This is a genomic window from Sorangium sp. So ce726 (genome assembly GCF_051521405.1).
In the GTDB taxonomy this organism is placed as follows: domain Bacteria; phylum Myxococcota_A; class Polyangia; order Polyangiales; family Polyangiaceae; genus Sorangium.
Window position 1 is genome coordinate 1,746,640 of sequence record NZ_CP150349.1, and the last position, 12,973, is coordinate 1,759,612.

11 protein-coding genes and 1 pseudogene are annotated in these 12,973 nt (G+C 70.3%); 5 read left to right on the forward strand and 7 right to left on the reverse strand.

Annotated elements, in window-relative coordinates; translation table 11 throughout:
- Positions 1–37 precede the first annotated feature (37 nt).
- The 4 genes from WME79_RS06580 to WME79_RS06595 form a co-directional block, all read right to left on the reverse strand.
- Positions 38–769, reverse strand: a complete 732-nt coding sequence (locus WME79_RS06580; RefSeq protein WP_437533390.1) for a hypothetical protein — start codon at positions 767–769, stop codon at positions 38–40.
- 157 nt (positions 770–926) lie between these two features.
- Entirely contained in the window at positions 927–1,301 is a 375-nt protein-coding gene (locus WME79_RS06585) for a hypothetical protein (protein ID WP_437533393.1), read from the reverse strand.
- Complete coding sequence (locus WME79_RS06590) at positions 1,298–2,470, reverse strand: hypothetical protein (protein WP_437533399.1); 1,173 nt, start codon at positions 2,468–2,470, stop codon at positions 1,298–1,300. Before WME79_RS06590 ends, WME79_RS06585 begins: the two co-directional genes overlap by 4 nt.
- A 14-nt stretch (positions 2,471–2,484) precedes the next feature.
- Positions 2,485–2,988: a hypothetical protein gene (locus WME79_RS06595; RefSeq protein WP_437533402.1), complete on the reverse strand. Its 504-nt coding sequence runs from the start codon at positions 2,986–2,988 to the stop codon at positions 2,485–2,487.
- A 98-nt stretch (positions 2,989–3,086) separates the two neighbouring features.
- Between WME79_RS06595 and WME79_RS06600 the strand changes: the two are divergent.
- Both WME79_RS06600 and WME79_RS06605 read left to right on the forward strand, forming a co-directional pair.
- A pseudogene (locus tag WME79_RS06600) lies at positions 3,087–3,281 on the forward strand (DUF2239 family protein); the annotation flags it as partial.
- Between the two features lie 50 nt (positions 3,282–3,331).
- On the forward strand, positions 3,332–4,720 hold the full coding sequence (locus tag WME79_RS06605; RefSeq protein WP_437533405.1) for an MATE family efflux transporter: 1,389 nt from the start codon (positions 3,332–3,334) through the stop codon (positions 4,718–4,720).
- Between the two features lie 45 nt (positions 4,721–4,765).
- On the opposite strand, the gene WME79_RS06610 is transcribed toward WME79_RS06605, so the two are convergent.
- Positions 4,766–5,590: an SDR family NAD(P)-dependent oxidoreductase gene (locus WME79_RS06610; RefSeq protein ID WP_437533408.1), complete on the reverse strand. Its 825-nt coding sequence runs from the start codon at positions 5,588–5,590 to the stop codon at positions 4,766–4,768.
- A gap of 66 nt (positions 5,591–5,656) precedes the next feature.
- On the opposite strand from WME79_RS06610, the gene WME79_RS06615 reads away from it, so the two are divergent.
- Positions 5,657–6,562 (forward strand): LysR family transcriptional regulator, encoded by a 906-nt coding sequence (locus WME79_RS06615; protein WP_437533411.1) that lies wholly within the window; start codon positions 5,657–5,659, stop codon positions 6,560–6,562.
- A gap of 302 nt (positions 6,563–6,864) precedes the next feature.
- Here WME79_RS06615 and WME79_RS06620 read toward each other — a convergent pair whose 3' ends face one another.
- Together WME79_RS06620 and WME79_RS06625 are read right to left on the reverse strand one after the other, a co-directional pair.
- On the reverse strand, positions 6,865–8,391 hold the full coding sequence (locus tag WME79_RS06620; RefSeq protein ID WP_437533414.1) for an amidohydrolase family protein: 1,527 nt from the start codon (positions 8,389–8,391) through the stop codon (positions 6,865–6,867).
- 381 nt (positions 8,392–8,772) lie between these two features.
- Positions 8,773–10,713: a hypothetical protein gene (locus tag WME79_RS06625; protein ID WP_437533417.1), complete on the reverse strand. Its 1,941-nt coding sequence runs from the start codon at positions 10,711–10,713 to the stop codon at positions 8,773–8,775.
- A gap of 203 nt (positions 10,714–10,916) precedes the next feature.
- Here WME79_RS06625 and WME79_RS06630 point away from each other — a divergent pair, with 203 nt between their 5' ends.
- Positions 10,917–11,366, forward strand: a complete 450-nt coding sequence (locus tag WME79_RS06630; protein WP_437533420.1) for a polyhydroxyalkanoic acid system family protein — start codon at positions 10,917–10,919, stop codon at positions 11,364–11,366.
- A 12-nt stretch (positions 11,367–11,378) separates the two neighbouring features.
- Positions 11,379–12,725, forward strand: coding sequence for a DNA topoisomerase IB (locus WME79_RS06635; protein ID WP_437533423.1), 1,347 nt, complete (start codon positions 11,379–11,381; stop codon positions 12,723–12,725).
- The last annotated feature ends 248 nt before the right edge of the window (positions 12,726–12,973 follow it).

The following is a 12,973-nucleotide window of genomic DNA, read 5'->3' on the forward strand; positions in this document are numbered from 1 at the left end:
TGAAGAGAGCTCAGCGGAACGAGCGACTCGTCGCCCGTCAACGAGCGCTGCACTGCACGACGCAGAAGGCTGTGGCGCCCCTGGCGCGGGCGCTCGCCTCGCATGCATGCTTCGCTTGCTGCGACGCCAGGAAGCGATCGTTCGCCGAGCCATTGCCGAACACCATCTGATAGTTGCACGCGCCCGCGAAGCCGCAGACGCGAACGGACGCGCTCGCCGTACACCACCAGGACGTCCCGCCCGCCGCGCTCCCGTTGCTCGGGCTTCCCTTCGAGGAGCCCTCGCTCGGGGAGGCGGGCGTCCGTGCCGCTGTCGACAGAGGCGCCGGCGCCTCGCCCGTCTCGTCGTCGGCAGCAGGCGACGGGGCCTCACCCGCGGCACGGTCGCCGGCGGACGGGTCTTCGCCCGCCGCCTCGCCGGCCTCCTGGTCGGGGCGAAGCGGGGTGCTCTTCGACCTGGGCACCACCGGCGAGACGCCGCCGGCGGTCGACACGCCGGAAGGCGTGGTCTCGACGACGGTTTGCTCCGGCGATGCGCTCGCCACCAGGTACACAGCGCCGCCGATCACGAGGATGGCGCCCACGCCCAGCGCGAACAACCCGCCGAGGACGATGAGCACAATCACGAGCGGCGACAGGCCTGACTTCGGGCGCTGCGGCGGCGGTGGAGGGTAGTAAGGCGGCGGCTGCGGGGGGTAGTAAGGCGGCGGTTGCGGAGGATACTGAGGCGGCTGCTGCGGAGGGTACTGAGGGCGCCCTGGACCAGACATCTCGCAGTCATAGCGCAGCGGAGCCGTCCGCGCTGCGTGCGACGAACACCCACGCTGTCGGCGAACGAACGATGTCGCATCGGACGAGCCCGCCCGCGGGGGCGCTGTCCGCGGTGGTGTTGCTTCGGAACCGGCGGAGCGGCGCTTCGTGGCCGGCTCACACCCAGCCGGTCGTGGCGCGCAGGAGCAGCCCGAGCCCGAGCGACGCGCCGTTCGCGAGCGCCGAGGCCGCGATGGCGTGCATGGCCGGCAGATCGCGCAGCGCGAGCCGGTAGACTGCGAGCTCGAGCAGCACCGCCCAGAGCTCCGAGAGGGCCAGTCGCGCCGTGGCGCCGATCGCGAGCGCGGGGAAGATGAACCACACCGCCGGGTGACTCGCGAGGTTGGCGACGGCCACGAGCGCGGCGCGGCGGCCTCGTGACCGCTCCGCCGCGCCGAGCAGCGGTGAGGCGACGGCGAGCTCGATGAGCAGCGTGAACGCGAACGCGCGCGCCCAGGCGGCCACCAGCGGATCGGTGAAGACGCGGCTCATGGCGCGGCCGGCTGCGCCGCGATCTCGGGCCCGCCGCGGTTCACCCCGCGCGCGGGCCCGGACCGCTCCTGGCGCGCCTCCGCGGCGCGCCGGCCGACGTCGCCGCGGACATAGAAGTACGCGAGCAGCGCGAGCTCCAGGTACCCGTGGAAGGAGGCGAGCGAGAGCACCAGGTTGCGCGTGCCGAGCGCGCTGCGCAGGGCGCTGAGCAGCACCAGGCTGGCGATGAGAGCCACGGCGGCGAGCCCTGCGTCCCCGAAGTCGCGCCGGAGCGAGCGCGCGGACATGCGGAAGGTGGTTGTCCGCTGGCCCGGGTGATCTTCCTGAGGAATGAGCAGCAGCCAGACCGCGTAATGGACGGACTGCAGGAACGCATAACATGCGGTGAGCGCCACCGCGGAGCGGGTCGGCAGCCCGGGAGCGAGCCAGTCGCTCGCCAGGAAGAGGTGCAGCCCGAAGGCGTCCAGCCACCCGGCGCGCAGGGTGAGCGAGGTCATCGCCCCGCTCGCGAGGAGCGCGGTCCCGGCCAGCACGAGGCCGAGCGGCCAGGCGACCGCGCGCACCCGGCGGCGGAAGAGCGCGAGCCACAACGCGAGCGCGACCAGGTTGTGCGCGTGCGCAAGGACGAGCCGGAAGCCGCGCGGCTCGGCGAGCGCCGCCGCCGATAGCGCCACGGCGGCGGCGGCGGCGAGCGCGACGCGCCGCCACGCGCGCGACGCGAGCGCGCCGGCGACGACCGCGGCGCCGAGCCAGGCGGCGAGCAATGCGTGCTCGGCGCGGAGCAGCGCCGCGGCCGAGCCAAAGAGCTCCTGGGCGCCCCGCATCCCCACCAGCGCGGCGCAGGCCGCCCAGACGACGCCGCGCCACCACGCCGGCAGCCCGCGCCGCAGCACGAGGTAGCGCACGTCGGCCGCGACGTGCAGGACGCCGAGCAGGACGGGCCCGAGCACGAGCAGCGCGCTCGGCGCAAAGACCGCCATGGTGAAGGCCCCGAGCGCGTTGGCCGCGGCGAGGGTGGCTATCCTGCGATCGGGGCGCGCCACGACCGCGATCGCGAGCTCGCTCCGGCGGAGCAGGCCGAAGAGGTGCCGCCGCGCGCCGTCGAGCGGCGCGACGCCGCGCTCGAGCAGGCGGGCCACGCTCGCAGGCGGAGGACCGGGCGCTCGCACGGCCGAGGCTCGGTTCAGCGGCGCCGGCGGGCGGTCACGAGCGCCGCGGCGCCGCAGAGCAGCATCAGCCCGGCCATCGCGCCGCCCGAGGCGGCGCCGCTCATGGCGCAGCCGCCGTCGTCCGATGACGCCTTGTCCGCGCCTGCGCTGCTGGCCGACGTCGAGTCCCCGCCTGAAACCGACGTCGAGTCCCCGCCTGAAGCCGACGTCGAACTCCCGCCTGAAGCCGACGTCGAACTCCCGCCTGAGGTCGACGTCGAGCTCCCGCCCGAGGAAATGCACAGATTGCAGTCGTATTCCATCGTGACGACGCCGCCGTCCTCGCCCGGCAGCGTTCGCTGGCACTTCTGCTGCGTGCACGTGCCAGGCTCGTCGTAAGCGGGTCCTGCGTTGTTACAGCTCGACCCCGGCGTGTCGCAGGCGTCGGGCGGCGGGATGTCCGCCCGCGCTGAAGAAGAGGTGAGCAGCGGCGCTGCGAGCAAGGCGGCGATCGCCACAAGGCACGAGGGCTTCATCATCCCGCCACTCTGTGCTTTTGCACGGAAAACCGCAAGAGCGGAACCTCCGCGCCACGCTCGTCGCACCTGGCCCTTGCCAAGAAAATCTACCCGGGTAATTCATGTGGGTCATGGCCGGCGACCTGCCCCTGTTTGAGGAGGCGTCGCGCGCGCTCTTCGCATCGGACAAGCGGCGCTTCACCCAGCTGACGCGCTCCTGGCCCGCGGACGTGCGAGAGCACCTGAACGAGAGCTTGCGCGAGGGCGGGGCCTCCCCTGCAGCGCGCGAGGGCAAACAGCGGCGAACGAGGTAGCCGCCGAGCCGCCCTCACCGAGACGGTCAGATACTACCCGGTAAAAATACATGGACACGAACATCGAAGTCGAAGCGCCGTCCGCGCCGCGCGGCGTGCACGACATGACACAGGGCAGTCCCCGCGCGCATGTCGTGCGCGTCATGCTCTTCATCCTGGTCGGCATGGCGATCCAGACCCTCTATGGCCTGATCGACATCTACTGGGTGGGTCGCCTCGGGAAGGAAGCCGTCGCCGCCGTGGCGATCTCCAGCAACCTGATGTTCGTCGCCATGGCCGTGACGCAGATGCTCTCGGTCGGCTGCGTGGCGCTCGTCTCGCAGGCGGCCGGAAGGAAGGAGCACGGCGAGGTGCAGCGCCTGTTCAACCAGGTGCAGAGCCTCTCCACGTGGGCTGGCGCTCTCTTTCTCGTGCTCGGCCTCGCGCTTCGCCGCACGTACGCCGAGAGGCTCTCGGGAGACGCCGTGACCGCCGAGCTCGCGAGCACCTTTCTGAGCGCCTTCATTCCGGCGCTCGCGCTCCAGTTCACGATGGTGGGGCTCGGCTCGGCCCTGCGCGGCATCGGCGACATGAAGCCCGGCCTCGTGGCCCAGACCGCGAGCGTGGTGCTCAACATGGTCATCGCGCCCTTCCTCGTCTTCGGGTGGATCTCGGGGCGTCCGCTCGGCGTCCTCGGCGCGGCCCTCGCCACGCTCATCGCGACGGCGGCCGCCGTCGCCGGGCTCGCCGTCTACCTCCTGCGCGGCAAGACATTCCTTCGCCTCCGCCTCGCCGACTGGGAGCCAGACCTCGCCACGTGGCGCAAGGTGTTCGGCATCGGCTTGCCCTCGGGCGCGGAGTTCTTGCTGCTCGGCGTCACCATGGGCGTGATCTACGCGGTCACGCGTCCCTTCGGCTCGGAGGCGCAGGCCGGGTTCGGCATCGGGCTGCGGCTGATGCAGGCCGGCTTCATGCCCGCTGTGGCGATCAGCTTCGCTGCGGCAGCGGTGGTCGGTCAGAACTACGGCTCCCGCGCGTACGCTCGCGTCCGCGAGACCGTGATCGAGAGCATGAAGCTCATGCTCGGGTTCATGCTCTTCTTCACGCTGATCTGCCAGGTCTTCCCCGCGCAGCTCGTCGCGCTGTTCTCGCCTGCCCCGGATGTCATCGCGGCAGGCGTCGACTACCTTCAGGTGATCTCCTGGAGTTATTTCGCGAGCGGCATCGTGTTCGTCTGCGCCGGCGTCTTTCAAGGCCTCGGCAACACCTGGCCTTCGCTCGTCGCCTCGGGGGCGCGCGCGCTCGCGTTCATCGTCCCCGTCCTCGCCCTGAGCGCTCGCCCCGGCTTCCGCATGCATACCATCTGGCTCGTCTCCGTCGGCACCACGCTCGGCCAGCTCGGGCTCCAGCAGATCCTGCTGCGACGCGAGCTCGCACTCAGGGCTCCCGTGTCGCCGTGACGCGCTGCGGGGGAGGCCGCGGCGCAGCGCCCGGGCGAGCGCCGATCAGGGCCGTGCGCCCGCCGCCCTGGCGGGCAGGGCGCGCACCTGGTTCTTCCGCATGACCTCCGCCGTCAGGCGCGCCGCCATGGCGCGCGGCACGAAGCGCGCGAGGTTCGAGAGGATGTAGTTGCCGAGGCCGTGGATGGCGTGGGTTCGCCCCGTCGAGAGGGCGCTCAGGCCGAGCCGCACGACGTCGCTCGCCTTCGCCTTCGCGCCCACGGCGGCGGCTTCCCCGGCGATCTCGAAGAACGGCGTCTCGGTCGCGCCGGGGCAGAGCGCGATCACCCTCACGCCCCGCTCGCCGAGCTCGGCCCAGAGCGCCTCGCTGAACGAGAGCACGAAGGCCTTGGTCGCCCCGTACACCGCCATCGAGGCGATCGGGTAGAACGCCGCCGTGGAAGCGACGTTGAGGACCGCGCCGCGCGTCCTCACGAGGTCGGGCAGGAACGCGTGGGTCATCGCGACGAGCGCGCTCACGTTGAGCGCGATCTCCTCGAGCTGCCTTTCGATCGGCGTCTCCTCGAAGCGGCCGTGGGTCGCGAATCCGGCGTTGTTGATGAGCAGATTGACGGTCACGCCGCGCCGCGCGACCTCCGCGTGCACGCGCCCGATCGCCCCCGCGCTCGTGAGGTCGTCGGCGATCACCTCGACGCGGACGCCGTGCGCGGCGCGCAGCTCGGCGGCGAGCGCCTCGAGCTTGTCGCGCGAGCGGGCGACGAGGATCAGGTGGCATCGCTGCGCGGCGAGCTGGCGGGCGAATTCGGCGCCGATGCCGGTGGAGGCTCCAGTGATCAGGGCATTCCGGTTCTCGAAGGGGTGTCGCGTCATGCCTCCATGTGTAAGCTCTGGGTTGATTCGCGAGAACGGACATCTTCGGGCATCGGAGTTCCACGGATGAAAAACGACGCCTTCTCCTGGGACGACCTGCGCGTGCTCCTCGAGGTCGACCGACGTCGCAGCTTCCTCGGCGCGGGCAAGGCGCTCGGGCTCTCCACCTCGACGGTCGGGCGGCGCATCGACGCGCTCGAGCTCGCGCTCGGCCGGAAGCTCGTGCACCGGACGACCGCCGGAACGTCGATCGATCCGACGGCGCGCGCCCTCGTCGCGCTCGCCGAGGGCATGGAGAGGGAGCTCCGCGTCGAAGGGAGGGACGCGCGCGGCGTCGAGTCGCTCGAGGGCGTGGTGCGCGTCTCGATCAAGGAGAGCTTCGCGCGCCCGATGGCGAAGGTCCTCTCCGAGTGGCGGCGTATCCACCCCGAGACGCTGATCGAGCTCGCGTCGGAGGCGCGCCTCGCGGACGTCGCGAAGCGTGAGGCCGACCTCGGCGTCCGGACGGTGCGCTCGTCGTCGAAGGCGCTCGTCGAGAAGCGCCTCGGCACGTTCTCGTACGGCCTCTGGGCCTCGAACGAGTATGTCGAGCGACACCTGCGTGACGGCCACCTCCGCGAGGCGGACTTCCCGCGGCACGACTTCGTCGGCTACGACGGGCCGGGGCGGGAGTCCGAGCAGGAGCGGTGGCTCGTCGCCCGCGGCGCGCGTCGGTTCCCGTTCCGTTCGAGCTCGGACGACGCGATCCTCACGGCCGCGAGCGAGTCCCAGGGGATCTGCATCTTCGCGGACGCGCTCGCGCGTGACGTACCTGGGCTGCGACGGCTCGTCTGCCCGACGCCGCTTCCGACGGTGAGCGTGTATCTCGTGGTCCACCGCGATCTGCGGCGCGTCCCGCGGATCCGAGGTGTCGCGGGGGCGATCGAGGAGGCGATCCGTCAGATCGCCGTTCGTGAGAAGGCTCGCGGCTAGTTCCGCCCGCCAGGAGTCCGGAGGGAGAATTCAACGCAAAGGCGCAAAGACGCAAAGACGCAAAAATGCATGAATTTTTTTCTCTCTCTCTCTCCCTTGCGCCTTTGCGTCTTTGCGCCTTTGCGTTGAATTCTCCCCCTCCTCTCGCGAGGCAGACCCCTGGCAGGATTTCCGACCCGAGAACATCTCGCGCTGAGGGATGCCCTCGTTTTACCGACCGGTTCCAGATAGAAACGAATCCAGAGCGATTCTCGGGAATCGCTACCCCCTCCTTCATTCCCCCTCGCGCGCCGGCTACAGCCTCAGAAGAGCACGCGCTCGACGCCCGCCGCGTCGAGGAGGTAATCCCTGGACGCCTCGAGGCCAGCGCGGAGCCGGCCAAAGTTCACGCCGACGAGCTTGCCTCGCCATTTCCGGATGCTCCCCGCGACGATGACCGTGTCCACGTTGCTGCGGTCCATCAATGTCACCACGGCCCCCGGCACGTTGTTGAGCGGCGCCACATTGATGGCATCCGCCCGCAGCAAGATGATGTCGGCCTCCTTGCCCGGAGTCAGCGTGCCGACCTTGTGGGAGAGACCGGCCACCCGGGCCCCCTCGACCGTGGCCAGGCGGATGACATCGCGGCACGTGAGGAGCTCGGGCAGATCCGTCTCTCCGGCCAGCGCCCGCTCGTTGATGAGCGCCCGCTGAAGCGTGAAGACGGTCCGCATCTGGGTGAAGAAGTCTGCGGTCATTGTGCACTCGACGTCGGTGCTCAGCGCGGGCTGGACGCCATGATCGAGCGCGGCCTGGATCGGCGGCGTGCCGTGCCGCATGGTCATCTCGATCGGGGCCGCGATCGAGACGTTCGCGCCCGAATCGGCGATCGCCTGCCAGGAGGCCTCCGAGATGGCGCTGGCGTGGATGAACTCGAGATCTGGCCCCATCAGGCCCTCGCTCTCGATCTGCTCGATGAGCGTCCCCTGGCCGATGCTGCCGACGAGGTGCGTCACGATGGGCAGGCCGTGCTGGCGCCCGATCGCCCAGTAATTGCGCCACGCAGGGTCGAACACCTCCCCGCCCATGGCCAGGGTCAGGAGCTGGTCGGTCGAGGAGAAGTACTGGCTCTGGATCCGATCGAGATCGTTGGGGAAGATGTTGCCGGGGCCCGCGCCCGGCGAGTACACGAAGAGCGCGCGGCGGCCCGATTCCTGCAGCCCATGGATGACGGCATCGGTGTGCTCCGGGGTATGGCCCACCTGGGATGTGTCGACGACCGTCGTCACCCCGGCATCCAGCTGGCTGAGCGAGGAGGCGAGTATGGCGAGGAAGGCGTCCCGCGGTCGGAAGACCGGCGTGATGGTGAAGTGGATGTAGTCGAGGTAGTTCTTCTCGCCGTGCGGCAGCCCGTCGTTGGCCAGGAGGCCGTCCGAGAGGAAGCTCCGCAGCGCCGTCTGGTACTGGTGGTGATGGGTGTCGATGAACCCCGGCATCACGATCGTGCCCGTCGCGTCGATGATCTCCGCTCCTGGGGCGTGGAGGTGCGGCCCGACCGCGATGATCTTCTTGCCCTGCACGAGCACGTCGCCCTGGGCGAAGTCCCCCACGTTCGGATCCATGCTGAGCACGGCGCCGCCTCTCAGGATGTAACGCCGGTGCGGGGCGCCGGTCCCGTGCGGCATGTCATCATCGTGCTCCGCCCTTCCCATCGCCGCCGCGGGGGTCGAGAAGGCCGCCGCAGCACCGAGCGCTGAAGCTCCCACCGCGAGAAACCGGCGACGAGACGAGCCCGCCTCGCCTGGCTCCCGGTCGTGGTTCGAGTCATTTCCACAGAGCTTCTGGCACATACTAAGTTCCTCCTGCTCAGTTCACGCGTCCTTCTGTCGTGCCCCCGCCTCTTGAGACACCGACCGCCGCGTTCTGGTGGGCTGAGCAAAGCAGAGACTAACCCGGTACGGAACCCAGCGTCGAGCCTCGTGAGACGCGATGCAGCGCCGAGGTCGTGCGCCTTGTACGGTTGTACGGTTGTACCGTTGCACGGCATTGAGCTGGAAGGTCGGATGGAGAATTTCACCCGAGATGCCGTATTACTCAGCGAATCTCGCGGTAATGACTACAGAGGGGTCTCGAGTGTGAGGATGCGGTCGCGGCGCACCCCGCCCCGATGCGCGCGCGGGGCCGAGCCGCGCGGTGGTCGTCCCACGGCCGGCCGCCGTCGTCGGGCGAGATCACCTGCCCAGCGCGGTCATCTTCTCGTTTACCCAGTCGTCGCCGGCGAAGGGGTGCACGCCGGCCCCGTCCCGATCGAGCGCGATCCCCACCGAGAGCAGCCCACTCTTCACGAGGAACGCCCCTCGGGCGGTCTGCCCGTCGGACTTCGTGAGCCGCCCGCGGATCGCGAGATCGCCCCCCTGCGCCTCCAGCAGCCTGAAATCGACGCCGCCGTTCGCGCGCCTCACCTTCGCGGACGCCTTGAGCCCCTCCATCGCGAGGAGCCCCGCGGCCCAGCCGGGAATGGCATCCTCGGCGTCGAGCAGCGTCACGGCGGGCCGCGCGTCCTTGCATTCCACCCGGATCGCCGCCTCCATGAGCCCCTGCCTCACCTCGGCGTCCTCGATGTCGATGTGCGCCCACCAGCCAGGGACCGCCTCGCCGTCGTGCTCGATCGCGAGGTCCTCGATGTCGATGCGGCCCTTCCGCAGCTTGGCTGCCTGATTCAAGACGTCCGCCGCGTCGAGCGTCATGCGCGCCGCCACGTCGCCCTTCACGCTCGTCTGTTTCCACTGAAGGGCGCCGTGCTTCACCAGCAGGTTCAGCGAGCCTCTCCCCCGGCCCAGCGGGTCGACGTCCAGGCTGCTCCGCACGAAGGCTGCGCCGCCGGTGAACCGCGGCGCGTCCGGCGCGGCGCCCTCGGCGTTCAGCCAGCGCAGGTCCGGGATCGCCGCGGCGACGACATCCACCTTCGACGCGAACCCCGGCGGGAACCGCATGAGGTGGAGCTCCGGCGCGTCGAAGGTGGCGCTCGCCCTCTCCACGACGATGGGCGGCAGCCCGCTTCCCGGGCGCTCGAGCGTCGCGCGGGGCAGCGTCACCGCGAGGCGCGGCGCTCCGCGCTCGTCGACGCGGAGCGCCGCGCGCGCCTCGGCGGTCGCGCGGAGCGACGCGGTGGAGGCCACGAGGTGGCTCGTCTCGTAGGACACGGTGCTGCCCGGCTCGATGCTCCCCCGGTTCACGACAAGGTTCGTCCTGAGCTCTCCGCTGCCGTCCTCGAGCCGGGGTCCGGCGCCCTCGCCCGCGGGAAGGTGGATGAAATCGAGCGCCGGTAGCTGCGCGTCGAGGCGGACGCGCGCCCAGGTGGTATCGAGGACGCCGACCCCGTCGACGTCCCGCGGATCGAACGTGCTCATCGTCACGTCGGCGTCGGCGTCGAGCCGCGCGACGACGCGATCGGCGACGTGGACCTCGCCCGACCGGAGCTCCAGCGCGACGGGCCCGACGCGGACGGCGCGGAGCGGCTTGTAATAGAATCCTCCCCGCACGCGACCGGCGCCGGCATACCGGACTTGCTGGATCCAGATCTCCTTGAGCGTCGTGTCGATGCCCTCCAGGTGCACCGTCCACAGGTTGTAACCCTCGTCCGAGTTCTCGAGATCGTGCTTCGGCGGCAGCTCCGGCTTGAGCGGAGGGTTCGCGAACTCCGGGATGGGCGGCAGCGCCTCGATGTGCGGCGCGTCCAGATCGCGCTCGCTCGTCGGATCCACGAGCATCCGCAGCCGGAACACGAAGCCCCTGGCGCGGATGTCCTCCGCATAGAACTTCTTCCGGAGGAGATCGGTCAGGTGGATATCGACGTCCGCCTCGTCGAGCTCCACCGCCCACTGAAGTACGCTGTCGGAGCCGCTGAGCCGGAGCTCCTCGACGTGAACGACGCCCGGCCAGAGGCTCCACGCCGAGCCGTAATAGAGCGATGCGTCGACGGGGTTGTAGCTGACGAGCCTCGCGATGAGCCCCGTGCGCAACATGACGTTCACGACGACGACGTAGCCGAGCCAGAGCGCGATAGGCAGGATCAACAGCGCCTTCAGCGCCCTCCTCGCCCGTGGCCCGAGCCGCCCGCTGAGCCGAGGGGGAGACTTCAGCGCGGCAGCTTCGTGCAGGAGCGCATGCATCGACGTATTGAAGAGCACGCGCCATGCCGCGAGCTGAGCCGCAGCGCGAGGGGGCGGGCTCAAGGCTGGCCGTGGCGATCTGCCCCGCTCGTGGCGAACGTCAACATGCGCGGACCGCGGGCGGGCCCGATCCCGCACGAAGCTGCGCAGAAATGACCCTGCCGCGAGCGCTCGGCCCCCGTCGGGCCCGACAGGCACCCGGCTTGCTAATCCCGCGAACGCTGGCGCTGGCGAGCCTGTCGCGCGTCGACGCCCCTGGAGGTCCGCTGGAGTCGATCTTCCAGCCATCACCCGAGGTCATCATGAACCACACTGTCCATCACGACCTGAACGACGAAGAAGCGAAGGGCGCCGTCCTGCGGGCGATGGCGAAGTATTGTGATCGATACGCAGAGTACGCTCCATCCATTCTCTGGAGCGACGATCGCCGGGCGGATCTCGGCCTCTCCTTCAAGGGCTTCACGCTCTCCGGGCGGCTCGAGCTCCTGCCCAGGGCCGTCGACTTCTCGATCGACATGCCGCTGCCGCTGCGCATGTTCAACCGGATGGCGATCGCGGCGATCGACGCCGAGGTGAGGCGGTGCATCGATGAGGCGCACCGCGATCGCGCACGGCGGCGCGCTCCGAGCGCGGTCGCGCAGGAGGCCGTCTGAGCGGGTCGTGCCATGCAGAGCGGGAGCGCCACGACCACCCATGAAAGGCGCCGCCCACGGAGCGCTCCGCGCCGCGAGAGGCGCGGAGCGGCGAGTGGCGTCGTCCTCCGCCGGCGCCGCGTCAGCGTGTCGGTCGAATCCGTCGAGACGGTCGAGCTCGCTCGCGCTACCGGCGAGCTCGCGGGGACAGGACAGCTCACCCCGTCACCGGTCGAGTCCGCCGCGTCGGCCGGGCTCCGGTACGTGAACGACGGTGAGCCGGGGATCTCCAGGCGAGGGGCGGGCAAAGGCTTCCGTTACGTCGACGCCGACGGGCGCCCCGTCAAGGACCGCGCGGCGCTCGCGCGGATCCGCCGCCTCGCGATCCCGCCCGCGTGGACCGATGTGTGGATCTGCAGGAGCGAGCGCGGGCACATCCAGGCGACAGGGCGCGACGCGCGCGGCAGAAAGCAGTACCGGTATCACCCGCGCTGGCGGGAGGTCCGCGACGAGACGAAGTACGATCGCATGCTCGCGTTCGGCGCGGCGCTCCCGGCGATCCGCGCCGCGACCGATCGGGATATCGCGCTGCCGGGGCTGCAGCGCGAGAAGGTGCTGGCGGCCGTGGTGCGCCTGCTCGACGAGACATCGATCCGCGTAGGAAACGACGAATACGCGCGCGACAACGACTCGTATGGTCTCACAACGCTCCACGACGAGCACGTCGAGATAGAGGGGAGTCTCCTCAGGTTTCACTTCAGGGGCAAGGGCGGCAAGGAGCACGCGCTGACGGTGCGGGATCGGAGGCTCGCGCGCATCGTGAAGCGCTGTCAGGACGTGCCCGGCCACGAGCTGTTCCAGTACATCGACGGCGAGGGCCGGCGGCAAAGGATCCATTCGGACGACGTGAACGACTACCTGCGCTCGGTCGCGGGCCAGGACTTCACGGCGAAGGACTTCCGTACATGGACCGGCACCGTGCTGTGCGCGTCGTTCTTCTGCGAGATGGAGGTCGCGAGCTCGGTCCGCCAGGTGAAGAAGCGCGTGGCGCAGGTGATCGACAGGGTGTCTGCCCGCCTGGGCAACACACGCGCGGTCTGTCAGCGTTGTTATGTCCACCCCGCCGTGATCCGCGCTTATACGGAGGGCGCCCTGCAGTCCCTGCTCGACGCGGAAGAGGCCGTCGCGGACGGGGCGTTCGCGGCGCTCCGGCCCGAAGAGGCGAAGATGCTGCGGATCGTCCGTGGCTTCGGCGCGCGAGAGGCCGTACCGCTCGTGACCCGCCTCAGCGAGAGCGTGCGCGCGGTGCGCGCGGTGAACGCGCGGCGTGCCGGCAAGAGCGCGATGCGTCCGGCCAGGGAACGGCGCGCCGCAGCCTGAGCCGCGCCGGCGGCGAGCGCTGCAGCAGCAGCGCCGCGGGGACACGCCTCGCCGCGCCGCCCCGACGAGCCTGCCGTGTCGTTGCGTCACAGCGTGATCGCCTCGCTGTGGCATCGTGCCGCGGACGCGACGGGTGCTGTTGCTGGGGTCGCGAGTGGCTCCGCGATCTCCCGCCGGGTACGCGCGCGGTACGGTTCGTGTTGTGCGGAAGCTCCCAGGAAACCTGCGCGATCGGCGCGAACCCTCTG